Source organism: Edaphobacter sp. FHG110511_03 (assembly GCF_059115365.1).
Genome location: NZ_JBZYWL010000002.1, coordinates 922,662 through 947,761 on the forward strand (window position 1 = coordinate 922,662; position 25,100 = coordinate 947,761).

15 protein-coding genes and 2 tRNA genes are annotated in these 25,100 nt (G+C 53.5%); 9 read left to right on the forward strand and 8 right to left on the reverse strand.

What is annotated here, in order from left to right; genetic code table 11:
• Positions 1-37: 37 nt before the first annotated feature.
• Together AC5S26_RS13095 and miaB are read right to left on the reverse strand one after the other, a co-directional pair.
• Positions 38-562 carry a bifunctional nuclease family protein gene (locus AC5S26_RS13095; protein WP_494185339.1) on the reverse strand — a complete coding sequence of 175 codons (525 nt, stop codon included), beginning with the start codon at positions 560-562 and terminating at the stop codon, positions 38-40.
• A gap of 1 nt (position 563) precedes the next feature.
• Positions 564-1,937: a tRNA (N6-isopentenyl adenosine(37)-C2)-methylthiotransferase MiaB gene (miaB, locus tag AC5S26_RS13100; protein WP_494185340.1), complete on the reverse strand. Its 1,374-nt coding sequence runs from the start codon at positions 1,935-1,937 to the stop codon at positions 564-566.
• A gap of 284 nt (positions 1,938-2,221) precedes the next feature.
• Between miaB and AC5S26_RS13105 the strand changes: the two genes are divergently transcribed.
• Complete coding sequence (locus AC5S26_RS13105) at positions 2,222-7,264, forward strand: choice-of-anchor D domain-containing protein (protein WP_494185341.1); 5,043 nt, start codon at positions 2,222-2,224, stop codon at positions 7,262-7,264.
• A 163-nt stretch (positions 7,265-7,427) separates the two neighbouring features.
• Here the strand turns inward: AC5S26_RS13105 and AC5S26_RS13110 are convergent.
• Together AC5S26_RS13110 and AC5S26_RS13115 are read right to left on the reverse strand one after the other, a co-directional pair.
• Positions 7,428-7,504, reverse strand: a tRNA-Glu gene (locus AC5S26_RS13110).
• Positions 7,505-7,530: 26 nt separating this feature from the next.
• A tRNA-Glu gene (locus AC5S26_RS13115) sits at positions 7,531-7,607 on the reverse strand.
• A gap of 238 nt (positions 7,608-7,845) precedes the next feature.
• Between AC5S26_RS13115 and AC5S26_RS13120 the strand changes: the two genes are divergently transcribed.
• Together AC5S26_RS13120 and cobA are read left to right on the forward strand one after the other, a co-directional pair.
• The gene (locus tag AC5S26_RS13120; protein WP_494185342.1) at positions 7,846-8,508 is read left to right on the forward strand and encodes a precorrin-2 dehydrogenase/sirohydrochlorin ferrochelatase family protein; all 663 of its coding nucleotides are present in this window, start codon (positions 7,846-7,848) and stop codon (positions 8,506-8,508) included.
• The gene (gene cobA, locus AC5S26_RS13125) at positions 8,505-9,272 is read left to right on the forward strand and encodes a uroporphyrinogen-III C-methyltransferase (RefSeq protein WP_494185343.1); all 768 of its coding nucleotides are present in this window, start codon (positions 8,505-8,507) and stop codon (positions 9,270-9,272) included. The genes AC5S26_RS13120 and cobA overlap by 4 nt, the downstream gene beginning before the upstream one ends.
• On the opposite strand, the gene AC5S26_RS13130 is transcribed toward cobA, so the two are convergent.
• Positions 9,269-10,168 carry an Fpg/Nei family DNA glycosylase gene (locus AC5S26_RS13130; protein WP_494185344.1) on the reverse strand — a complete coding sequence of 300 codons (900 nt, stop codon included), beginning with the start codon at positions 10,166-10,168 and terminating at the stop codon, positions 9,269-9,271. The two genes, cobA and AC5S26_RS13130, sit on opposite strands and share 4 nt — an antisense overlap.
• A 457-nt stretch (positions 10,169-10,625) precedes the next feature.
• Here AC5S26_RS13130 and AC5S26_RS13135 point away from each other — a divergent pair, with 457 nt between their 5' ends.
• Positions 10,626-11,357, forward strand: coding sequence for a FadR/GntR family transcriptional regulator (locus tag AC5S26_RS13135; protein WP_494185345.1), 732 nt, complete (start codon positions 10,626-10,628; stop codon positions 11,355-11,357).
• Between the two features lie 185 nt (positions 11,358-11,542).
• Here AC5S26_RS13135 and AC5S26_RS13140 read toward each other — a convergent pair whose 3' ends face one another.
• The 3 genes from AC5S26_RS13140 to AC5S26_RS13150 form a co-directional block, all read right to left on the reverse strand.
• Complete coding sequence (locus AC5S26_RS13140; RefSeq protein WP_494185346.1) at positions 11,543-12,955, reverse strand: PepSY-associated TM helix domain-containing protein; 1,413 nt, start codon at positions 12,953-12,955, stop codon at positions 11,543-11,545.
• A 51-nt stretch (positions 12,956-13,006) separates the two neighbouring features.
• Complete coding sequence (locus tag AC5S26_RS13145) at positions 13,007-15,880, reverse strand: TonB-dependent receptor (RefSeq protein WP_494185347.1); 2,874 nt, start codon at positions 15,878-15,880, stop codon at positions 13,007-13,009.
• A 1,206-nt stretch (positions 15,881-17,086) separates the two neighbouring features.
• Positions 17,087-18,523 carry an ATP-binding protein gene (locus AC5S26_RS13150; RefSeq protein WP_494185348.1) on the reverse strand — a complete coding sequence of 479 codons (1,437 nt, stop codon included), beginning with the start codon at positions 18,521-18,523 and terminating at the stop codon, positions 17,087-17,089.
• 17 nt (positions 18,524-18,540) lie between these two features.
• Here AC5S26_RS13150 and AC5S26_RS13155 point away from each other — a divergent pair, with 17 nt between their 5' ends.
• The 5 genes from AC5S26_RS13155 to kdpB all read left to right on the forward strand — a co-directional run bounded on the left by AC5S26_RS13155 (position 18,541) and on the right by kdpB (position 25,091).
• A complete protein-coding gene (locus AC5S26_RS13155) occupies positions 18,541-19,671 on the forward strand; it encodes a universal stress protein (RefSeq protein ID WP_494185349.1) in 1,131 nt (376 codons plus the stop codon).
• Positions 19,668-20,375 (forward strand): response regulator transcription factor, encoded by a 708-nt coding sequence (locus tag AC5S26_RS13160; RefSeq protein ID WP_494185350.1) that lies wholly within the window; start codon positions 19,668-19,670, stop codon positions 20,373-20,375. Before AC5S26_RS13155 ends, AC5S26_RS13160 begins: the two co-directional genes overlap by 4 nt.
• 810 nt (positions 20,376-21,185) lie before the next feature.
• Entirely contained in the window at positions 21,186-21,272 is an 87-nt protein-coding gene (kdpF, locus tag AC5S26_RS13165) for a K(+)-transporting ATPase subunit F (RefSeq protein ID WP_494185419.1), read from the forward strand.
• The gene (gene kdpA / locus AC5S26_RS13170; RefSeq protein ID WP_494185351.1) at positions 21,273-23,036 is read left to right on the forward strand and encodes a potassium-transporting ATPase subunit KdpA; all 1,764 of its coding nucleotides are present in this window, start codon (positions 21,273-21,275) and stop codon (positions 23,034-23,036) included.
• 15 nt (positions 23,037-23,051) lie between these two features.
• Positions 23,052-25,091: a potassium-transporting ATPase subunit KdpB gene (gene kdpB / locus AC5S26_RS13175; protein WP_494185352.1), complete on the forward strand. Its 2,040-nt coding sequence runs from the start codon at positions 23,052-23,054 to the stop codon at positions 25,089-25,091.
• The last annotated feature ends 9 nt before the right edge of the window (positions 25,092-25,100 follow it).

Below are 25,100 nucleotides of genomic sequence, written 5' to 3' on the forward strand. Positions count from 1 at the left end.
ATTGATTGATCCTTACGGTTATGCTGCCGGAAGTGAATTACATCTTATAGCGTCCCATCTCGTCATCGTTCAGATTTTCGAGCCAGCGGCGCATCTCGTCCGCGTTGATGGACTGGGTCCCCGTAGCCGCCTGACGAGAGTTTTCTAGCACATCACGATTGACATAGATGGGGCAATCCCAACGAAGAGCAAGGGCGATCGCGTCGGACGGACGGGCATCCATGGCGACAGTCTCCCCTGCCTGTTCCAGCCAGATGACGGCGTAGAAGGTATCGTCGCGAAGCTCAGAGACGACGACCTTGCGAACCTCGGCATTCAGATTGCGCGCCATATTCCGCATCAGGTCGTGGGTCATGGGACGTGGCGTGGCTGTCTTTTCGAGTTCGAGAGCGATGGCATTGGCTTCAAAGATCCCTACCCAGATGGGAAGCACCGTGTCGCTCGCGATGTCTTTGAGGACGATGATCGGCATGTTAGTAACGGGATCCATCATGAGGCCGCGAATCTGCATCTCGACCTCGTCGGGGGCGTGCACGGGAGATTGGGGGGCCTGGGTGCTCATATCAATTCAATACGACGAACGGTTGTGCCTTCGCGGTGGTCTGAGAAGGGATGGAACCTGCGATTGCTTCGCCAATAAGGCAGTTGGGCATCGTACGAGTGATATGGATAGGAAGATAGCTTCCAATAGGCGGATCCGGAACGCCAGGCTCGAGGGTGAAGTTGACCGTCTTGTTCTGGGTAGAGCGGCCTACGATCTGTCCTCGTGCCGGATTATGACTTTCGATCATCACTTCAACGGTCTGACCGAGATGGCGGGCATAGTGCTCACGCTGAATCTCGCGCTGGCGGTCGTTTAGAATCCGGAGACGTTCGGTCTTGAGCTCGTCGGAGATAGTATCTGGCATTCCGACCGCCGGCGTATTGGGGCGCGGCGAAAACTTAAAGGCGAAGACAGCGTCGTAGCGCACGGCTCCCAGCAAGGTGATGGTCTGCTCGAAGTCAGCGTCCGTCTCGCCGGGAAAGCCTACGATCATGTCGCTGGTGATGCTGATATCGCGTTTAGCGGCGTGGATCCAGCTCATACGCTCCAGGTACCAATCACGCGTGTACTCGCGGGACATCGCACGAAGCATGGCTGATGAGCCGGACTGCACCGGGAGATGAATGTGGTCGCACAGCGTGGGAGTTGCGTCGATGGCTTCCACGATGTCACGGGTGAAGTCACGGGGATGCGAGGTCGTGAAACGGACGCGGCGGATTCCGGAGATGTTGCCAACGGCGGTCAGGAGCTCAGCAAAGGAGAGGCGACCGGACGGATCACGCCAGGAGTTCACGTTCTGCCCGAGCAGTTGAATGTCGGTAAACCCTTGATCGGCCATGCGGCGCGCCTCGACAAGCACAGAGGCGGAGGTGCGGGAGCGCTCCTTGCCCCGGGTATAAGGGACGACACAGTAGGCGCAGAACTTGTCGCATCCCTCAATGATGGTGATATAGCCGCGGTGAGGATTGGAGCGTGCCGTGAATTCGGTATCGAAGGTCTGGTCGGTCTGGCGGTCGTCAAGGCCAGTGATGCGGTTCTCGCCGGCTTCGAGGCGGGCGATCATTTGCGGAAGATTACGATAGGATGCGGACCCGGCCACGAGCGAGACATAGGGAGCACGCTCGAAGATGCGCTCGCCCTCCTGCTGGGCCACACAACCGAGAACGCCAAACTGCTTGCCTTCGCCCTGCATACGCTTGTACTCGTTGAGGCGATGAAAGACCTTCTGTTCGGCTTTATCGCGGATGGAGCAGGTGTTGTAGAGGATCAGGCCGGCTTCTGCCTCATCGGAGACCTGGATATAGCCCTCGTGCTCCAGCGTACCGATGACTTTTTCAGAGTCATGGGCGTTCATCTGGCAGCCGAAGGTTTCGATATAAAACGTCTTGCTCACAGGTACAGTATATCGCCGCGAACATCGCAAATCTGGTGATAGTCCGCTACCGCATGGCCGAGCCAGACTAAATGAGGATTTATAAGGTGCAAGGTAAGCAAACCCGTTCCGGTATGGTTACGTGCCTACTGGTGGAGAGAGATCCTGAGGGATGTCTCCGGAAGAAGTCAATCCCACGATAGTTTCCACGGCAGGGATCTTCATTTACAGAATCTACATGTCGGGACGTTATCGGCTTTAGTTATTCTGGTGGCTCAAGTTACAAGTCTGGGTGGAGACTTCCGATGCGTCGAGCTATGGAGTTGCTGCGCGTTGCTTCGTTTTCTTCGTTGATGTGTGTTTTGGTGAGCTGCTCGGGTGGTGGCTCGAAGACGACAACGACTTCGCAGATGGTACCTCCACCCTCGAACGGCGGTACGCCGACCAATGGCGGCACCCCAACGAACGGAGGTACTCCAACCAATGGTGGCAGTCCGACCAACGGCGGCACTCCGACGAACGGAGGTACTCCAACCAATGGTGGCAGTCCGACCAACGGCGGCACTCCGACGAACGGAGGTACTCCGACCAATGGTGGCACTCCAACCAACGGCGGTACTCCGACGGACGGCGGCAGCCCGACCAATGGGGGTACACCTACGAACGGTGGGACTCCGACCGACGGTGGCAATCCGACAAATGGTGGGACGCCGACTAATGGTGGTAATCCTCCGAACGGAGGCACCCCTCCTGCGGTGAAATATGGGCTGGTGCAGGGTGGGGTCGTTCCGGTGAGTGGAGCCTCGGTTCAGATGTATGCGGTGGGGACGACGGGCACGGGGTCCGCAGTGACTCCATTGTTGGCGGCTCCGCTGGTGACTGACTCCGAGGGCAAGTTCGATCTTGCTGGCGCGTATACATGTCCGTCGGCGGATGCGCTGGTGTACATCGTGGCAACGGGAGGAGACCCGGGAACGACGGCAGGAGCTCCGAATCCTCAGATCAGCATGATGACGGTGCTGGGCGAGTGCGGGAACCTGACGCCTACGACGAACGTGACGATCAACGAGGTAACGACGGTCGCAGCGGTGTGGTCGCTAGCGCCCTATATGCGGGGCTCGACCGCGATCGGCGCGGGCACCAACGATCAGGCGGCGCTGGCTGCGGCTTTCAAATTAGCGGCTGTACTGGCGAATCCGGCAACGGGAACGATGCCGGGTGCGAATGCTCCTGACGATGCCACGTTGCCGATCGCAGAGATCAATACGCTGGCCGACATTCTTGCGAGCTGTATAGATTCGACGGGCGGAACGGCGGGAGACGGCTCGAACTGCGGCACGCTCTTTCATGAGACGACGCCTGTGGGAGGCAATGCTCCGATCGATACGCTGAGCGCGGCGCTAGTGCTGGCGAACAATCCGGCGCAGGGAGTGCAGAATCTCTATCCGCTGGCGTCGGCAACGGCGACGCCTCCGTTTCAGCCGATGCTAACTACGGTTCCGCCGAGCTTCGCCCTGCCGACGACATTTCCTTCGGGGCTGGCGGTTGCGCTGAGCCCTTCGTCGTTCCCGGATACGTATCTTGAACAGAGCTCCGCGGCCGTACTGACGGTGACGAACAACGGAACCTCGGTGGCGCATCTATCGCAGCCGGTTCTGGGAGGAGCGAATACGACCGAGTTCACCCTGGATCTGAATGGAGGCACCTCGCCCTGCAGCACGACCACGGCACTGGCCGCAGGCGCGAGCTGCACGATGTCGGTGACATTCGCTCCGGCGAGTGTGGGACAGAAGACGGCGGACCTTCAGATTGTCAGCGATGCGCAGAATGGGCTGATCCATGTAGCGTTGAGCGGCAAGGGAGTGGAGGCTACGCCGGGAGCACTGAACTTCTCCTATACACCCGATACGATCAACTTCGACAAGCTCGGAACTCCGAAAACTTTGACAGTCACCAATACTGGAACTGAGGCATTCGGCCTGACGATTACGCCACACTACAAGTTCGTGTCTACGCAACCGACTCCCGATGGAACGGGATGGAGTGAGAGTGATACTTGCACGCAAGCTCCGATCGCGCCTTCCGCAAGCTGCACGATCTTAGTTCAGATGTATCAGCAGAACGGCCTCCCGGATTTCCTGACGCTTGAGGCGCATGCAGGAGCCGATGTGAAGACAGAACAATTAGCACTCGGCGAAACGGTTAGCAATCCGTTCGATGCCAGACCCCTCGATTTTGGGAGCTGGGCGGTTGGAGTCAAAAGTCTATCGAAGAGCTTCGGGGGGCCGAGCACGGGAACGCTCACGGGGCCCAATGCTTCCGATTTCATGATGGACTGTACGACGACTGCGCTCCAGTGTATTGTTTCCTTTCAGCCTAGCGGTATTGGTGCGCGCACGGCAACGTTCGTAACTTCTTCTGGAAACAAAGCACTCTCTGGAGTAGGGCAGGCCACCGGGCCATCTCTCGCTATCCTGCCTGTGTCTATGATTCCGTCCGGGATGGTGGGCACTAATACTTCAATCTACTTTGCGATCTACAACAACGGGACAACAAGCATAACGCCGGAATTTAGCCTCTTGCCTCCGACGGACCTTAGCGCGTTCAGTCTACTCCCTCAGACCGGTTGCTCGGCTTCTCTTGGCTCAGGCCAGTACTGCGAAGTGTATCTTCAATTCAATCCTTCGCAGGTGGGAGAGCAGACGGCGTCTCTCCAGGTGAAGGATCCGATCTCTGGTGTGACCGCAGTGAAGAGCTACACCCTGACCGGAGCGCCAGCGGGACTCAACTTCTCACCGACCCTGGTGGATATAGGGCCGGTTACTGTGAATACCCAAGCAGGCTGGTACGTCCCTCTGAATTTTAATCAGATCGCTATCGGTCCCTCGACGGGAGGCAATGCGAGCGGGGACTTCACGGCTTCTTTGCAGGCGTGCGATCAAAGCAACCCGCCGAAGTATTTCTGCTCTATCAACATTGTTTTCAAGCCCTCCGCCGCTGGCCTGCGAACGACTGCATTCCAGATCACGGATACCGACGCCTCTCATCCTCAGCATTTAAGTACCACCTTTACGGTGCAGGGAACGGGGGCAGTTCCTGTCCTTGAAGTCTCTTCGCGCGAAATCACCTTCCCGGATACACCAGCCGGAACAACCTCCGGGGTACAGACGATTACGGCGAAGAACAATGGGATCGTTTCAACAGGAATCGGTGTGACCTTTATCGGGCCGAACAATGGGATGTATGCCGCGGGACCGGTGACCTGCAACAGCGGCCCCAACAATCTGAATCCGGGTAACAGCTGCTCAATCGGTGTTCTGTTCCGGCCTGTGTCGGTGGGGCTTCAGGATGGCACGATGCAGCTTCCCGATGGAACCACCGTCACGCTTCATGGGACAGGGTCGGCATCGACACCGCTGCCGCTGGCGTTTTCTTCCACGTCACTTACATTCCCGGATAAGACTGTCGGTTTTACCACCGATTCAAAGGGCCTGACCATCACGAACGTGGGATCGATAGCAGTGGATGTGACCGCGCAGCTTCTGGATGAGCAGGGACAGGTGGATTTTCATGAAGACTTCTCCTATGCTAGCTCTTCCGTTGCATGCACTGGCCTGCGACCTGGCGCCAGCTGCAGGACCAGTGTGCAGTTTTCACCAAAGGCTGACGGCACCAGGACTGAAACGCTGCTGTTCCAGAGTCGTCCTGCGGGTCAACCTTCTTCGACCATGGTCTTTACGCAGGCAGTAGCTCTGAGTGGCAGAGGGCTTGCACCAACAGGAGGTCCTTTGACGCTGTCTCCTGCTGGCGGTCTCTTCTTCAGTCAGGTCGGTGTTCCTCAGACGGCGACGCTTGAGAACGACGGAGATACGCCGGTTTCGATCGTGAAGATCAACTACGCGGATAACAACTGCGGAACGGTGCTGGCGGCGCATGCGACGTGCCAGATTCCAGTGGATGGGACTGCCGGGGATGTTATGGTGTCTGCAACTTCATCCTCGACGCCGTATACCCTGCCGATCTCGGTTCCTCCGGATCAAGCCGGCAGCACCCCAGGCTATATCGGATTTGGATCGGTATCGATTGGAGGTAATTCGTACGCTGGCTTCACTCAACCAATCAATAACGGCAGTTCCACTTACTTTACGATCGCTCCTCTCCCGGTGCTGAATGCCTCAGACTTTCTCGGGTCATCCTGCTCATCACCGGACTGGAGGTTCCCTTGCACTACGTCTCTTACATTCTCCCCAACTGCCGCAGGTTTACGGACGGCGATTATCACAACGACCCCGACCACAGGAGTTTTCAAAGCATACGGCGTTGGAGGGAGTGGTGGCGATGACGCTGCTTTCACGATCACCGAGAACGATTTCCCTGACCAGATTGTGCCTGGCTACATTGGAACCGTTACATTGACCAATGTGGGAGCGGCTCCGTTATTGCTCTATCGAGAGATCTCGACCACCTATCCTGTCCATTTCGGAATAGCGTCTTCGGGATGCAGTTTGAACAACTCCATCCAGGTAGCGTCTACTGCGGAAGGTGGACTTGGCACAAGCGAACAGGGGGCCTACCTGTCGGTGGGACAGAGCTGCACCTTTGGGGTCTCGTTTGATGTTGCCCAAGGCGCTGGACACTTGATCGAAAATCTGAAGTTCACCGATGCGATCTCTGGAATCTCTCAGTCAGTGACGCTGAATGGGGATGCGGGGACGAGCGAGAACGCGCCCACGGTCTCCCAAGGCGTCGATGTCGGCAACGTCGCTCTGAACACACCAACAACTCCCTCCACGTTTACGATCAACGCACCCAATGGCGAGGGCGTAACGGTAACGGCTATCGTACGCCAGGGGAACGGACTGACCTATACGCTCGATGCCGGAAGCTGTGCCCATATGACGCCGTGCCAAGCAACACTATCGGTCTCACCTGCGTCCGGTGGACGCTTCGAAGTGGACCTTACCGCCTATGATCCAACGACTGAACTGTCGGCCATCTCGTCATTGAGCGGGAATGCAGGCTTCCCTGTGGCGACGTTTTCCCCCGCCTCGCTCGACCTTGGGGCGCAGACGGTGGGGACGACTGCAACCAAGCAGGTCACGGTAACAAATACCGGTCAGGTCCCTCTCATCGTTACGAGTGTCTCTTTTACGAGCGATACGGCGGCGGACTTTGCGTTTGATATCAGCAACTGCAAACCGCAGGGTGGGATCGTCGCTGGGGGGACATGTACGGTCCAGGTCTACTTCACACCTCATGGAACAGGGACTCGGAGTGGAACGCTGCAGTTTGTGAGCAATGAACTGACGCCGTCTTCTCTGGTGCTGACGGGGACAGGAACGCAGTAGTGCCAGAGTATCTGGGTAACCTTCAAATTCAGTTTTAGGGGTTATCCTTTTTGAGGGTCAAAGCTGTTGTGGAATACCCAGCTTGAGGTCACATCTGAGCTTCTTGCCCCAGATCTGGGAGAAGGTCTGAGTCTTGCCATTTGCTGTCGTATGCTCTTGATTTTGGTAGCGCCAACGGGGATCGAACCCGTACTCTCAGCCTTGAAAGGGCCGCGTGTTAACCAGTTACACCATGGCGCCGAAGGCTTCGACAAATGGATAGATTTTGGTAGCGTTACCGGGGCTCGAACCCGGACTCTTCGCCTTGAGAGGGCGACGTGTTAACCAGTTACACCATAACGCCACATGACGCTCTGCAACTCAATATGTTGCAATGCTTCTTAATATAATTTTTTCAAGCGGCTAACGCAACCGAGACGCGAAGCAGGGGTACAGCTTTCTATGAAATCATAAGAACAGGAGCACCCTGCTTCTGTTTGAAATCAATAGCAAATGCCAAAGATGAGCCCTCTCTCCGCAACTTCTGGCGTTAATAAAAATGTTTGGGGAAAGATTTCTCCCCCTGCAACAATGGAGCAACGATGTCACTCTTTCCGATCTTCCTCAAGCTTACTGGCCGACGCTGCGTCGTCATAGGCGCGGGCCACCTTGCCGAGTCGAAGGTCGAATCCCTCCGAGCCGCGGACGGGGCCATCACCGTCATCTCTCCCCATGCCAGCGAACGCATCGCCCAACAGGCAGGGGCAGGCGAACTTACGCTCCATCAGCGCCCGTACCAGCCGGGTGACCTTGCCGGAGCCTTCCTGGTTGTCGCCGCTACCGACGATCCAACGGTCAATCGCGCCGTCTTTGCCGAGGCCACCGCAAATGGAGTTCTCTGTAACGCCGTGGATGACCCTCCTTTCTGCGACTTCTACTTTCCTTCGGTCGTCCACCGTGGTGATCTTCAGGTTGCTATCTCCACCGCTGGAAACTCTCCTGCGCTTGCCCAGCAGCTTCGACGCGAGTTGAACGAGCAGCTTCCGCTGGACCTCGGCGACTGGCTGGCAGACCTTGGCAATCTTCGTCGCGAGGTGGTCGCTGCCGAGCCCCTTAACGAATCCCGGCGCATTCTTCTGCACGAGCTAGCCCAAAGGCAGGTTTGCAGCTACGATCAGTGCCCCTCTCGTCTGCTCGCTCGCGCCCACGCGATCACAAATCCAACCGATGCTCTCATATCTCCTCAGTCCAAGGAGGGGGCATGATCTCTATTCCAGACGCAGAACCTGGACACGTCTATCTCGTCGGTGCCGGCCCCGGCGACCCTGCACTCCTCACCCTCCGCGCCGCCCACCTGCTCAAGACCGCGGACGTCATTCTTCCCGACGATTTAGTGAGCGAGGAGATCCTCGGTCTTGCCAGCCCCACGGCATTCGTCATTCCTGTCGGTAAGCGTTGCGGCCAACCCCGAATTACCCAGGCTGGCATTCACGAGCTGATGCTCGAGCACGCAAGCGCCGGAAGCTCGGTCATCCGACTCAAATCCGGCGATCCGCTCATCTTCGGTCGTGCCGCAGAAGAGATCGCCTTTCTTCGCGAGCACGGTATCTCCTTCGAGATCGTCCCGGGAATCACGGCGGCCTTCGCCGTCGCCGCTGCTCTTGAGACCCCTCTAACCGACCGCAGCCGAGCCTCCAAACTTATTCTCGCCACCGCACATCATGCCGCTGGAAAACTCTCGCTTACGCCAAACTGGTCTGGAACCTTTCCCGACGAGGCTACGCTGGTCATCTATATGCCTGGCCGAGATTTTGAAACGCTCGCGGCAGACCTCATCGCCTCCGGCATTGATGCAAACACACCCTGCACCGCTGTCTCCCGCGCTTCTACCTCCGACGAGCATATTCACATCACGACACTCGCCGCACTTTCAAGCAACAACGTCGGCCCTGCACCGGTTCTGCTGCTTATTGGTCCGCCAGTGGCGCAACAGCCTCGGCTAAAATCGCCCTCCGACGTGATCGACTAACGGCGACGGAGAGCTTCCAACTCATCCAGCGTCCGCGGCCAGTCTTTTCCAAGCAGACGAGAGAGGCTGCGGTCCGCCAATAACCTGCCACCGGTCTGGCACTGTGGGCAGTAATTTGTTTCGTTATCGGCATAGCGGATACGCTGTATGGGATTACCACACCGTGGACATGGTTCACCGAAGCGTCCGTGGACAGCCATGTCTTTTCGAAATGCCGTGACCTTTTCCGGGAAGCTGTTCCTTGCTTCTTCGTTGAGAAGATCGATCCAAAGGTGCAAGGTCTCACGAGCAGCCGTGAACAATCGCTTCCACTCGTCGTCAGATAATTTATGGGTCTGGTGGATCGGAGAGAGTTGCGCTGCATGCAGTATCTCATCCGAGTAAGCGTTCCCGATGCCGCTGAGGATACGAGGATCGGTCAGGGCGCGTTTGAGCGTCCGGTTTTCAACCATCAGAACTTCGCGGAATTGGTCAAAGTCAATCTCCAAAACCTCCGCCCCGCCGGGATCGATCGAGCTTAGTTCCTCTTTGCTGCCGAAGAGATGAAGGGAAGCTCGTCGCTTCGAACCCGCTTCGGTTAGAACCAGAGAGCCGTTCGGAAAATCGAATGCTGCGAGGTTGTTTCGACCTCCCAGCTTCGCCTCAGGTGATCTCCAGTGCAGCCGTCCTGCAATCATCAGATGAAGCACCATCCAAAGATTCTCTTCAAATTCCAGAACGATCCGTTTGCCGATCCTTTCCGCTGAGCGGACGAAATGTCCTTCAATGGCATGAATGGGTGGCTGCACGGTTCGCAGGAGAAAGGGGCTCGCGAGGCGCACTTTCTCCAGCCGTTGATTGACAATGCGCGCCCTCAACGCGGTGAGATATGCGGATATGTCCGGCAGCTCCGGCATACCTGATCAGAGTAATGGCTGTCCCGCAACTTGGCTATGAAGATCGCACGCCGCAATTTCAGTAATGCAAGAGAATAAAGAGTATTGCCCGTATGAGACGAATCCCCTGCCCGAGCTCATTTCCGGCCTCAACATTCACCTGGGAAAACCACCAAATCGGCGAATTCAGGCTTGCCATCACCACGTGATCATTGTGCATCAGGCCAGCATGAGGAACGACGGGGATCTGAAAGACTCTCCGCCATGGCAGAGATCTTGAAAAACCAAAGGTAGTACCATTGAGTTGAGCATGTCAAGAGAATCTTCGAACGAAATTAATTCGACACTTGCGACCGGCCTCTTCTTCGTGCACCATAGGCACATGCGCGCGCGGAGCAAGCCCGTCTTCTCCGGTCTTTCGTCTGAGGGTAAAGACAAGGAAGACGTAACCCATTTGCTCGTTCTTCGCTTCCAGCAGATGCTTAGCGAAGGTCTGCTTTCCCCCGGAGCTAAACTCCCTTCGGAACGTGATCTTGCAATCCATTTTGGAGTTGCACGATCCTCTTTGCGGCAGGCGCTCAAGGTGCTGGAGATTATGGGAGTCATTCGTCAGAAGGTGGGTGACGGGAGTTATCTCAACGAAGACGCTTCCTCGGTATTGGCTGTACCTATGGAATTCCTATTTTTGCTGGACGATATTTCTTGGCAGGAGCTTATGGAGATACGGCTCATCACGGAGCCGGCCCTTGCCGCAAAAGCCGCAGAACACGCGAATTCGGCGGATATTGCGCTTCTGAAACAGTCGCTGGAAGACTTTGAACAAAGCAGGGGAGATCATCTCAAAATGGTCGCCTCGGACCTGTCATTCCACCGTGCCATCTTCCAGGCATCCGGAAACCGCTTAAGTGGCCGACTCTTTCATATGATTCATCGAGCCATGCTAAACATGATGATGCTTACCTCTCAGATGGTCGAACTGGAGCATACGCTCTCCTTTCACAAGCTAATCTTTACCGCCATCAAGCAACGCGACTCCACTTTAGCTCGAAAGTTGATGGCCGATCATCTAGAGGATGCGAACAAGCTATTGGAAAAAGGCCGGCAGCGCCAGGCAGAGCAAGTGCTACACGAACACTTCCGCAAAGTGACTATTGCCGGATCCCCTGTAAAAGTTCGACAAAGCAAGCGTCGACCCGCTCTGTCGGTCTGACTTCTGATGTTTGGAGCTCGCTACTATAAGGAGCTAATCCGTTGCGCTTTTCAGGCGAGCTATCGTCCGCGCACACGAATGATTTATTTGCTCAGACCGCAAGATGCATATTATTGGTGGCGCCTCGAACTTCGATATTCCCCCTTAACCGTATGTCATCGGACGATACCCGGAAAGAAAGGGATCTACCTGATAGCAGGACGCGGTGGGTCGACCGAGAGACCAAGCCAACGGCTCACCGACGGCATTCTGGAAAAAATAAGCTTCTCCAATAAAACAACAACCGCAAGTGAAACCGTCATTGACGGTAAATAGAGAGCAAGAGCAAAGATAACAGCGACAAGCACGAAAGACCATCTAGGTGTTCCGATCGGAAGCGGTGCCCCCAACACACCTACGCGTCGCCGGTGCCACCAGAGAATTACAGCGCTCACACACAGTATCACTAAGCCCAATGCAGTTATAAGACCTAGTAGTTGATTTGCGAGTCCAAAGAGTTGCCCTTCGTGGGCAGCGATTCCCACGCCGACAATCCGGTCGACAAGATGTCGTCGCGCAAAATCTTCGCGGCTCAAGATCATCCCCGTTTGCGGGTTCATCATAATCGTTGTACGAAGTGGCCGATTCTGGGAGTCCGACTTTACGGTCCATGCGCCGTCTATGCGCATCGCTGGCAGGATGAGGATCGGTGCAGCGAGTCGAAGCTTTTCAGCAGCAGGCACCAACCGATTGAGTGGTTCATTGGAATGGGCCACTTTCATGGTGGAGATGGTGTGCCCCATGTGGCCCGAATGTTCCGATTCAACTACAGAGAGGCCACTCCTGTTCAACGCTTCACGCTGTTCTAGCTCAGCAGAACGACCAATACTCCAGTCTTGACGAACAACGGAGGTCCCAGTTAACTGTCGGATCGTCTTGAAGTAAGTTCCCCACCCCTTTGCCCAAGGCAGCCCCGTCAACAATAGAAAGAGAGCGAACGCGGAGATCCAGACTCCTGTTACAGCATGCAGGTCTCTCCAGAAAGTCCGCGATCCATGGTTCAGGCGAATCCAAATTACGCCCGCAAGCCTCGCCGACTGCCTCGGCCACCAGAGATACAGCCCGCTGACGATAAGAACGATGGCCCAGGAAGCGGCCAACTCTACGAACCGCGATCCCCAATCTCCAGCCAACAGCTCTCCATGCAGATGGAAGATGATCTGCATCGGTCGCTTATCCTCGTTGATGGTCTTCAAGATTTGAAGGGTATGCGGATGCACATAAACGCGATATTCCTCTTTACCTATTCCAACGATGACTTGCACTGCAGAGGTCTCGCTTCGCGATAGCTCGTAAGCGTGAAGAGTGGATCCTGGAACCGCTGCTATGGCGGCATCCGCAATCTGTTCTGGAGTGGCGCGTCCCTGGATTGCAAGATTGTCATACGGATGGTCAAGCCACCGTTCGATCTGTGGCTTGAAGAGATAGATCGATCCGGTGCAAGCCAGCCAGATTACAAGTGGGATACAAAAGAGGCCCGCATAAAAATGCCAGCGCCATACAGCACGATACACGCGCCGGGACTGTTCTTCTGCACGTTCAAATTCATCAAAAGCCACAGAAATCCTCCTTAGCAGATGCAACACCGAAAGCGATGTCACACCTGCCGTTTAGAAGTTCAGCCGCGCCGCTAACTGAATGCTTCTTGGATCGCCTACTGCGGTAGCGCTTCCAAAATTAGGATTGGGGTTCGATGGGTAGGCTCCTGTTCCCCATGTGCCATTTGGGATCATGTCATTGCGATGATTGAGAGCATTGAATGCCTCAGCAATACCCTCCAGCCGCAGATGTTCCGTCAGGGCAAAGGTTCGGCTTACACGCATGTTCAAGCTGAAGAAATCAAACCCTGTGCCGGCATTGCGAGCGATCACCGCTCCAGCGAGCCCTTCGGTGCAGGGGTTGGTCCCAGTCAGACTATATCCAGACGTACAAGGGCGCTGTGTCGTTTGCTGTTTCGTCTGCCCACCCGTGGTTATATTGAAGGGTGGTCGCGAGTAGTATTGCAAAATTCCGCTTAGGCGCCAGCCATGGGAAAGGTGCTCTGCGATACCACTCGAGGGAGATGTGGGGGAGTTCACACTTGCATCGAATATCAGTCGATGGCGCTGGTCGTCATCGGAACGGCTGCGGTCGACATTTAGGTCGAAGTTGTCGATCGGCGAACTGAAGAAGAACTCTCCAACATTATTGATAGACTTCGACCACGTGTAGGAGATGCGAGCCGTCCCCCAAGAAAGGGGCCGCTCCAGGAACGAGACAGCAAGACCGTCATAATACGAGTCGAAGAGTGAATCGTATGGTTTTATGTTGCCGCGACTCGGATCCGGACGTGTCCCATCCCGATTGATATTGCGATTAATAGAAGAGAGCAGGTGAAGGCCGCGTACATGCTGATAACTGATGCCCAGCGTTCCTCCACTAGATATTTGCTGTTCGAGCCCAAGACTCGCCTGCTCAGAATAGGCGTTCTGAATATCGCGATTCATCAAGGAATAGCTGATCGTTGAACCTGGATTCGGTGACGTAGAAACGTTGGGAAATATCGGCGCTCCTGGGTCCAAACTGGGAATATAGGTGTACTGCAGCAAACGTCCCTGTGTCGGATCGATCGTGTTCCCCGCAGACAACAATGCATTGGCCAGGGCGCGAAGCGGTATGCGATCGTAAAAGAGTCCGAAACTACCCCGCACCACGGTTGCCTTGTTCGTGAACGGTGACCAAGCAAAGCCTACACGCGGCGAAATGTTGTTCTTGTCCACGTTGATCGTATGCAGAAATTGAAGATCGTAACGAACACCCAGATTCAGAGTGAGGGAGGGAGCGGCTTTCCATTCGTCCTGTACATACACCCCAAGATTGGGGTTGTTCTGTTGAATAAAGGGCGTCCCGAAGTTCTGGGAGAAAGTAGAGTATGAAGTTCTACTTGCTTCGAATGCAGCAAGCGAAGGAAAAGTGTAGGAACCTACAATTGCCATAGGAAATGTGATGGTGTCGTCGTTGAAAAGAAAGTCGACGCCTGCCTTGATCGTATGCGCCCGGCGCTGCATCACCAGGTTATCGACCACTTCATACAGGTAGTTCACTCGAGCGGTTGGCGAAGAGGAAAAACGTCCAAAGGTGGCCACGCCGCTTATCGTAATCGCAGGACTATTCTGCGTATTCGATGGGGCTTCCAGGTTGTCGTAGGTAAACTGTCCACGAGTTTCGTTAAAGGTACGAGGCGACAGTGTCGCAACATTATTGACGGCTACCGTATGGTTTTCATCTCGGACAGCGGTCCCGTAACTCACATCTGCCAGACCACCAACTCCCCGTGCATTAATGCTACCCAGACGGTAATAGCTGTAGCGCAGGTTCATCTGATCCGTATCGTTAAATCGATGGTCTCCTCGCAGAAACGCCGTGTCTGTGTGCACGGTTGTCGGATAAAGAGTTGACGCTCCCGTCCCCACCGTCAGGCGTGGTCCCTGAAAGCCGATTGTGTTCAGATAATTATTAATCGATGCCGCTTGAACGGGATCGATGGTTATCACGCCATTTGTGTTGAGTCGTCGGCCTTCGTAATTACCAAACAGAAAGGTACGATCTCGTTTAAGCGGTCCAGAAAGACTGGCGCCATATTGCCCCTGTGTGAGTGGAAGCTTACTTCGCGAAAGGGCACTTTGAGCATTAAGACGCTGATTACGAAGGAATCCATACAAGGTGCCGTGAAGATCATTCGTTCCACTTCGCGTAACGATGTTGAAATACCCGCCCATGGCACGGCCAAACTCAGCCTGGCCGCCTGATGTTACGACCTGGAATTCGCGAATGACATCCAGTCCATAAGAATTCCCTGCTAGTCCCGCGGCATCATCGTTGGCCGACAGGCCATCAACAACAAAGCTGTTTGAAAAATTACGCTGGCTGTTGACCGAGTATCCTTGCCCAACCACCGGCGAGGTCTCGGCGAAGGTCTGTACGCTGCCCGTATTCGTTGGGCTCACTCCTGGAACCAATAAGGCCAGATCAAGGAAGTTTCGTCCGTTATAGGGGAGATTGTCGATCTCCATCTGCGTAATGGTTTCCGAGATTTGACTGCGATTATCTTCCAAGACAGGTGCTTGCCCGGCAACGTTGATTGAGGTGTCCGCCGCGCCAACCGCAACCCGCAAAGTAAGATCGAAGGCAGCCCCGATCGTCAACTGAACCTGCTGCGTGGCAGGAGCAAATCCAGTCGGCTGCGTAGAAAAAGAGTACACACCGGCGGGAAGGAAAGGGATGCGGAAGCGCCCTCCAGCATCAGTCGTAACGGTGTACGCCTGATTCGTCGCCATCGCAACAGCCTTGACAAGTGCGTGCGGCACCAGCGCCCCGCTCGCATCCATCACCCGGCCGGTAACAGATGCCGTTGTAAGAGTCTCTTGTCCTCGCACAACCATCGCTGTAAATACTAAGGCTGCAATAACAGCGACCTTTGCAAAGACTTTTCCAGGGTAGTTCACAATGTCTCCAGCACATTTCGGCGGTCCCGTAGACCGCGGCCCAAAGATAAGATTCTTAGGCGATATAGCTGAGAACAGGTGGACCGCGTTTGTGATTCGACCCTTCCGCTGCAAGGGTGTGCCTGTCATGATCGAATAAAACTAGCGATCGATCGATCTGCCAACATGTCCGGCATAACAAACCAACGCCATACCAGAGAGGCTTCTCGTGCGTCGATGGAGGTAAACCGGGCGTGTAGGGGCACTTTTCAGAAAGTTGAAGAACCTGGGATGAAGAAGAGGGAGAAGCGCCTCCCAGTTCTGTACCCTGCAGCATCTGCATGGAGCAGTGATGCTTTCCATGCGCTTTACAACAAGCTGGCAAGAAGACTTCTTTATTTGTCTGAGCGACAAGAGCTAAGCGTGCAAAAGGCAAAAGAAAGCTCAGGATCAGAAGTATCGCACTGATACTGCTCAACCTCTTGCCTTCGTTTTGCATGTATACCCCTTGTCTCATTGAGACTTCTTCAGACACGGCAACGTGTTTTTTGTTGACGCCATGCTCCTCGCCTCAACCCACGTCAGCCCCACGATTGGTTCGGTGCCAGCCCCATGGGCAAGTAACGTATTATCTCGGTCGGCACGAAAAATGTGGCCGGCAGAAAGCAATACGTTGCACAGTCAAAATTTCTAAATTTTGATCAGAATGGAGATATCTAGAGGAGAAAAGATGGAGGACCGCGCTTCTGGCGCGCACGGTCGCACGCAACACGCCACTTGCACTGCGCCTGCGCAACAACTGCGGGGTGACTCACTAAACCTGCATAGATCGCATCGTTCGCTGGCAATCCCAAAATAGAACGATCAGAAACAATGGCTAGTCCCGGAGAGTAGGGACACTTCTCCAAGGGAGATCGAAACCGGGGAACCGCGTTTGAAGCCGCCAAGCCTCCGGCACGGCCTGCCATGCAATGATGCTTCCCCTGCCTGCGGCAACACGCGGGCATACTTCCCTCACCTTTCGCGCTCTGCGCAAAAAGAGAGGGAATGAGCGGTAGGGCTATGACCGCAAGCAGCGTAATGGCTAAAAGCTTCCGCAATTCTTTCATTGAAGCACCATGCGCTTTTATTAGCAAATGCGGGAAGGCTAATTGCCCTTCTCGTCTTTTTTGCAGGGGAGGTTTTCGTCTAAGAAAATAGTTCGGGGACAAAAGATTGCCCACATCATCATGCGGCTGGAATAGAAAAGCTAAATACAGAACCTTCCCCAAGCCTGCTTACTACCTGCATAGTACCACCATGAGCTTCAATAATCGCCTTGCTAATTGGCAGCCCCATACCGGTGCCAGAGATGCGCTGATTATGGATCGGCGCACGATAAAAACGGTCGAAGATCAGACCCTGTTCATTTGGATCGACCCCAACTCCCTTGTCAGCAACGCTTAGAATCAGCATATCTGATTCAACTCTGGTCGTAATAATGATTGGCGTCTGCGGATCAGAGTACTTCGCTGCATTTTCCAAAAGATTGCAAATTACTTTCTTCAGAAATTCAGCATCGGCGAAAATATCCACTTTAGATTCAATCCTTATCTCGACGGGATGTTGCTCATCTATCCATTCGCAATCTTCATGAGCCTTTCCGATCACATTTTCAATATCAATCTTCTCCATCGTCATATGAACCTGTCGCGCATCCAGCTGGGCCATCTCAACCGCCTGAGAGACCAGCCTATCGATTCGGTCACTTTCCTCATCGATGATAGTCAGCAGCTCTTTTCGGTCTTCCTCTTTTTCAATTTGCGTCGCCAATAGGACGCTCGCCGCGCCCTTTATCGAGGTCAGAGGAGTGCGCAGTTCATGAGTGATCGAATCAATCATCAAGGTGCGGAGTCGTTCACTTTCTTTGTTCGCTTCGTTATGAGCTATATCTTCAAGAGCACTTGCTCTGTCTAGCGATACCGAGATCAAACTGCCAATTGCATCCATGGCACCTGAAGAAAGAGTAATTCCGCGAAGTAGAAGCAGACCTCTTGGTTTCACGCCAACCTTTAACGGGATACGGAGTTCATCGCCAATTGCTTCCGCGCAACTCAAATTATTTGCTTGCTGGCGAAGGTGCGGCATCTCCACATCGGATACTCGCTCGGTTCCTGCTTGATAAATCTTGTCTCCTTTCGATAGATACAGAACTGCCACTCTCGCCCGAGTAGCTCGTATCACCACGTGCGGAATTGTATTGAGCAATTCCGTGACATTTTCCGTCTCGAGCATCTCCCTGCTAAGACTGAAAAGAATCTCCAGTTCACGCTGGCGTATGCGTGCAGTCTCTGCCTCGTCTCTAGCGCGCTGCGAAAGACGACTTCCAATCATAGAAGTAGAGAGGAACGCAAAGAGAGCCAGCCAGTTCTGCGGGTCGGCTACGGTTAAGGTCCCCAGGGGGGGCAGAAAAAAATAGTTATAGCAAAATGTCGCGATCAGCGATACGACCACGGCGTGCCGTAAACTCCATTTAGCTGCAAGGATAAGAATAAACAGCAGCAGCGTCAAAGCTACTGTGGTCGGGTTGACATGAAGAAGACGACGATACACAAGTACAATTCCGGCCAGTACCAGAATTGAAAGCACCCAACGTGTAATTTCGATAATGCGACGAGAATTCATCAGGAGCATTCTAAACCTTGAGTGAAAAAAGAAAATCTGCAGAGGACTGGCTTGAGTCAAGCAATACTGAAAAGGCGCGAGGACGCTTTAAAATTTTCTTGGGCTATGCTCCTGGCGTTGGAAAGACTTATAGCATGCTCAGCGAAGGCATTCGTCGCCGCAGTCGAGGGGAAGATGTAGTCGTCGGTATTGTCGAAAGTCATGGGCGTGCCGGGACGGCAGAGCTGGCTAAAAAACTTGAGCAAATCCCCCGCCGTGAAATTGAATATCGCGGCACACTCTTCACCGAAATGGACATCGATGCAATACTGGCGCGCATGCCTCAAGTCGTTCTCGTCGATGAACTTGCCCATACAAATATTGAAGGCAGTCGAACGCATAAGCGATATGAAGATGTTCTCTTGCTGTTGGAGAACAAGATCGATGTGCTAAGCACAATTAATATCCAGCACATCGAAAGTCTCACGGTCCGGGTTCAGGCTTTGACGGGAATCAAGGTACAGGAGCAGGTTCCCGACTGGGTTTTAGACAAAGCAGATGAAATCGTTCTTAGCGATCTCACGCCCGAAGCTCTCGAAACTCGAATGCGCCGCGGAGACATTTATCCCGCGGAACGCGCAGAACGAGCTCTCTCTAATTTTTTCCGAAAAGGAAATCTTATTGCACTTCGGGAGATGGCACTACAACGAGTAACTCGGGCTGTCGATAAAACTCTTGACGACTATGTTCGCCGTAAGCGTTTAGGTGCGCACTGGTCGGTGACCGAAAAGATTGCGGTCTGCATCAGTTCGAACCCTCAGTCCCGCGATCTGATTGTGCGAGGCGCCAGACTAGCGGAAGCGCTGGATGGAGAGCTATATGTTCTTCACGTTACAAACGAACGCGATCAACAGCTAGAACGCAAGAAAACACTTGAATCCAACATACAATTTGCGAAGAACCTCGGAGCGACAATCGTCGAGCTATCCGGTGGAAGCGTTGCTTCGGCTACAGCCGCATTCGTTACCGAACACCGCATTTCACAAGCTCTTTTTGGGCGTTCCGCACTTTACGGATTAAAAAAATATTTGTATTTTCTAGCTATTCAAAGATTTATGTCTGAAGCACCTCATGTCGATTTGCACATCATTACACAGGAGTCGCAATGAACGAAACTATCCTTGTTGTTGACGATGACCCGCAAATTATACGAATGTTACGAACATCGTTACAGGCAAGCGGGTATCGAGTTCATACTTCTCTGAATGGTGCAGCCGCTCTCGAACAAATTCAATCAGAGATGCCTGACCTTGTGATCACAGACATCTCGATGCCCCATATGGATGGTATCGAGTTGACGAGAGCCATCCGACGTAATTCTCTCGTTCCGATTATTGTACTGAGTGTTCGCAATACCGATGATTCGAAAGTTACAGCATTAGATGAAGGCGCTGACGACTACGTGACGAAACCTTTCCGCACACCTGAGCTTCTGGCTCGTGTACGGGCTCACCTTCGTCGTCAAAGCTCGAGCGTAGAAGCTCCTCCTGCTTCTGTTTTAAAGGTCGGCGACTTTGAAGTCGATACGGAATCAAGGTTCGTCACTGTTCGCGGGGAAAGTATTCACTTGTCTCCGAAAGAATTCGATCTTCTTCTGCTCTTCGTGAATAACCCGCTTCGAGTGATGACACATAAAACGTTATTGCGGTCTATTTGGGGTGCAGCTGGCATCGATCAACCTGAGTACCTTCGCGTTCTGATTGCTCAACTACGTAAAAAGATCGAACGAGGGCCCAGCACACGTTATGTACAAAGTGAGCCCTGGATAGGTTATCGTTTTCATCCGAATGGCGAAGAACTTACGACTTTTTAACTTTTTTTCTACGAAATTCCGATGGCCTTTCAGAGTGCAATAGTTCATGAGGCCGTATGAAAGTTCTTTGGGTCGCTGTAATGCCCTTTTGTTCGCCCGACTTCATTGCACGAGAGTCGGTGGATAGGAGCAATGATCGAAGCACGAAGGGAATTCTTCAACTCCGACAGGAATTGGCCCACACATCAGAAGAGCTGGGTGCATTGGAGAAAGAAAGCAGCTTAGGCTTTTCACCCGTTTCCCCTGCCCACTCAGATCCAAATCCTCCTTCGCCAACAGCCTATGTGCAAGAATCTCCTACGTATGCGACGCAGAATGCAACACCCAGGCTGACACCTATCGGGGAGGCAGGTTATGCGATCAGCCGCGTACAGCTACAATCGTCACCAGCACATGCGGCAATTGGGTCTGCAGCCAGATATAGCCTTCCAGGAAACTGGAATATTAGGATGCGCTACGAAGACTTCGATGGCAGAAGTGCACTTTTCAGTAGTACGAATCGGGCATTGAAAAAATTCACTTTAATAACAAATCGCCTAGTCGCTCCGGGCTTCCTAGTACGCGCAGAATATCGGCGTGATTTTACGAATCATCATTTTTTTCTCGTTGATACCCCAGATGTTCTAAGCCATTCACAAACGACTGCAGCTTTGGGCCTTATGTCCTGGTGGGGTTCAAAACAAGTAGTTGGTAAACAATTCGCTTGGGGGTAAACATGCTCGACACTGCAGCACTCATCACATTAGCCACTCTGTTTCCACTCAGTCTGCTTTACGTGTACGGCTGTGATGCGTTGAAAGGAAAACGCAAATGATTCTCAACGCCATTTTGCTCGCTATCGCTGCTCTCCTAATGGCCTATCTTATCTACGCCTTGCTGCGTCCGGAGAAGTTCTAAATGTCACTCAATGGTTGGCTACAAATTTTTCTGTTCATTGCAGCCGTGTTGTTTCTTGCGAAGCCGCTCGGAAGTTACATGACACGCGTCTTCGAGCGTCGAAGGACGTTCCTCGATTTCCTCCTGGCGCCTTGCGAGCGGCTCCTTTATCGGCTGACTGGTGTCAACGCTAATGAGGAGATGACATGGGTGGAATATTCCGTTTCCATCCTTCTCTTCAGCGCAGCGACCCTCTTGCTCACGTACATTTTGGAGCGTACGCAGCATCTACTTCCATTCAATCCTCAACACCTAGCCGGGGTCGCTCCCGATCTCGCTCTTAATACAGCAATCTCATTTACCACGAATACAAATTGGCAGTCCTATGTACCAGAATCCACGATGAGCTACCTTACGCAGATGCTCGGATTGGCGACCCATAATTTCTGGTCGGCTGCGGCGGGAATAGCACTTGCCATCGCTTTTATCCGCGGCATCGCACGTCGCGAGATGAAGACTTTAGGAAACTTCTGGGTAGATCTCACTCGCGCTACATTATGGGTCCTGTTGCCGATCTCCACGGTCATCGCCATTAGTCTTGTGTCCCAAGGAGTAATTCAGAACCTCAGACCTTATGACACGGTAAGACTCATCGAGCCACAACAGGTCACCGGCGCGGATGGAAAAGTTTCGAGAGTGACAACACAGACAATCGCTCAAGGCCCGGTTGCCTCACAGGAGGCGATCAAAATGTTGGGGACCAATGGAGGCGGTTTTTTCAACGCGAACAGCGCCCATCCCTTTGAAAATCCCACACCGGCTGCAAATTTTATTGAAATGCTCGCAATTTTTCTGATACCTGCCGGCCTCACGGTTACGCTCGGTCAAATGGTCGGTTCTCCACGTCATGGATGGGCGGTACTAGCCGCCATGGCCGTACTGTGGTTCGTCGGGGTCTTTACCTGCTATTGGGCCGAAGCCAGGGGGAATCCTCTTCTCCACGGAACCGATCAACACATCTCTGCGCTTCAGTCGGGCGGAAATATGGAAGGCAAAGAGGTTAGATTCGGTATTGCGGACTCAGCCTTGTTTGCGACGGTAACCACCGACGCAAGCTGCGGCGCAGTTAATGGCATGCACGACAGTTTCACTCCTCTAGGCGGCATGATCCCCATGATCAATATCCTTCTGGGTGAGGTTGTTTTCGGAGGGGTGGGAGCAGGCCTCTACGGCATGCTTGTCTTCGTCGTGATGGCGGTCTTCATTGCCGGCCTCATGGTAGGTCGCACACCAGAGTATCTCGGCAAGAAGATAGAAGCATACGATGTGCAGCTTGCCATGCTCTATTTGCTGATCTTTCCTCTCATCATCCTTGGCTTTACCGCAATATCCGTCCTTACGCCGAATCTTGGCATGAGCAGTCTTGCCAATCACGGTCCGCATGGACTGTCAGAAATTCTATACGCTTATACCTCTGCGACTGGTAATAACGGTTCGGCGTTCGCGGGCCTCAACGCAAATACACATTGGTATAACTACTCACTCGGTATGGCGATGTTTTTCGGACGATTCATGATGATCATTCCGATGCTGGCAATTGCCGGAAATCTCGCAGGCAAAAAGATAGTTCCTGCATCTTCAGGGACCTTTCCAGTCACGACGCCGCTTTTTACTGTCCTACTTATGGGAGTCATTCTCATTGTTGGAGCACTTACCTTCTTCCCCGCTCTCAGCCTCGGCCCAATCCTGGAACATTTGCTTCTAAACGCTGGCTTCACCTTCTAAGGAGCTACGAAATTCATGACAAATACTGCAAAACGTCGCTCCATGTTTGATTCAAAGATCGTACGTCGTGCGTTTGCTGACGCCCTCGCTAAACTCAATCCGACCACGATGATGCGCAATCCGGTTATGTTTGTTGTCGAGATAGGTAGCGTCTTGACTACAGTTCTTCTCCTCGTCAATCTCGCAACGCATCGAGGACATTTCCGCTTTGATATCCAGATCACTTTATGGCTCTGGTTCACTGTGCTCTTTGCAAACTTTGCAGAAGCAATGGCAGAGGGCCGCGGCAAGGCTCAAGCGGATGCTCTCCGCCTCGCGAAATCAGAGACTACGGCATACCGTGTTGGCAAGAGTGGAGTCGAAGAAATTCCAAGTTCACAACTGCGGGCCAACGATGTCGTACGCGTCATTGCCGGCCAGATGATTCCTGGAGACGGCGAAGTGATTGAGGGTGTCGCTTCAGTAGACGAATCCGCGATTACTGGCGAATCTGCCCCCGTTATTCGCGAAGCTGGCGGAGATCGCTCTGCTGTGACGGGAGGCACGCGCGTCCTAAGTGATGTCATCACTGTTCGCATTACATCCAATCCAGGGGAAACCTTCCTCGACCGCATGATCGCGTTGGTAGAAGGAGCCGAGCGCCAGAAGACTCCGAACGAAATCGCCCTTAATATCCTGCTTGCTGGCCTGACCATCATCTTTCTGCTCGCCGTAGTAACACTGCAACCGTTCGCACTTTATTCTGGTGCCCCACAAACAGTGTTCGTATTAGTCGCACTCCTTGTCTGTCTTATTCCAACCACAATTGGCGGACTTCTCTCCGCCATTGGTATTGCAGGAATGGATCGCCTCGTTCAGCATAACGTTCTCGCTACATCAGGGCGTGCGGTTGAAGCAGCCGGAGACGTCAATACTCTTCTTCTCGACAAGACTGGAACGATCACGATCGGGAACCGTCAAGCGGCAGAATTCATTCCAGCGCCCGGCATCTCTCCAGAAAAACTGGCCGATGCTGCTCAGTTGTCATCCCTACCCGATGAAACTCCCGAAGGGAGGTCCATCGTTGTGCTCGCGAAGGAAAAATACGGGCTTCGTGGCCGTGAACTTGGGCAGATGAATGTTGAATTCGTTCCCTTCTCCGCAACCACACGCATGAGCGGCATCGAAGTTGAGGGTCGCAGTATCCGCAAAGGCGCGGTTGACGCGATTGCGCGTTACCTTATCCAACATGGAACTCAGATGCCAACTCATGTTCAAGGCATTGTGGAGGATATAGCCCGCAGTGGTGGAACACCTCTTGTAGTGGCCGAAAACGGAAAGGCTCTTGGTGTCATTCATCTCAAGGATGTTGTGAAAGGCGGCATGCGGGAGCGGTTTGAACATCTCCGCGCCATGGGGATTCGAACCATCATGATTACAGGAGATAATCCTCTCACCGCTGCGGCGATCGCTCGCGAAGCGGGAGTGGATGACTTCCTCGCAGAAGCAAAGCCCAAAGACAAAATGGATCTCATCAAACGGGAGCAGGGAGAAGGCAAGCTCGTCGCAATGACAGGCGACGGCACGAACGATGCTCCCGCTCTTGCCCAAGCTGATGTAGGCGTCGCGATGAACAGTGGCACTCAAGCCGCAAAAGAAGCCGGGAATATGGTGGATCTGGACAGTAATCCCACCAAGCTAATCGAGATCGTTGCCATCGGCAAGCAACTGCTCATGACGCGAGGAGCACTAACAACGTTCTCTATCTCAAATGACGTGGCCAAATACTTCGCCATCATTCCTGCAATGTTCGCTGGCGTTTTTCCAGTGCTTGAAGCGCTGAACATCATGCATCTGCACAATGCGGAATCTGCGGTACTGTCGGCAATCATCTTCAATGCCTTGATTATCGTCGCATTGATTCCGCTTGCTTTACGCGGTGTGAGCTATAAGCCCATGTCGGCTGCAGCTCTGCTGCAAAGAAACCTTTTTATCTACGGACTCGGTGGAATTATCGCTCCTTTCATAGGCATCAAGCTTATCGATATGCTGATCGTCGCTATCCATCTGGCTTAAAGAGGAATT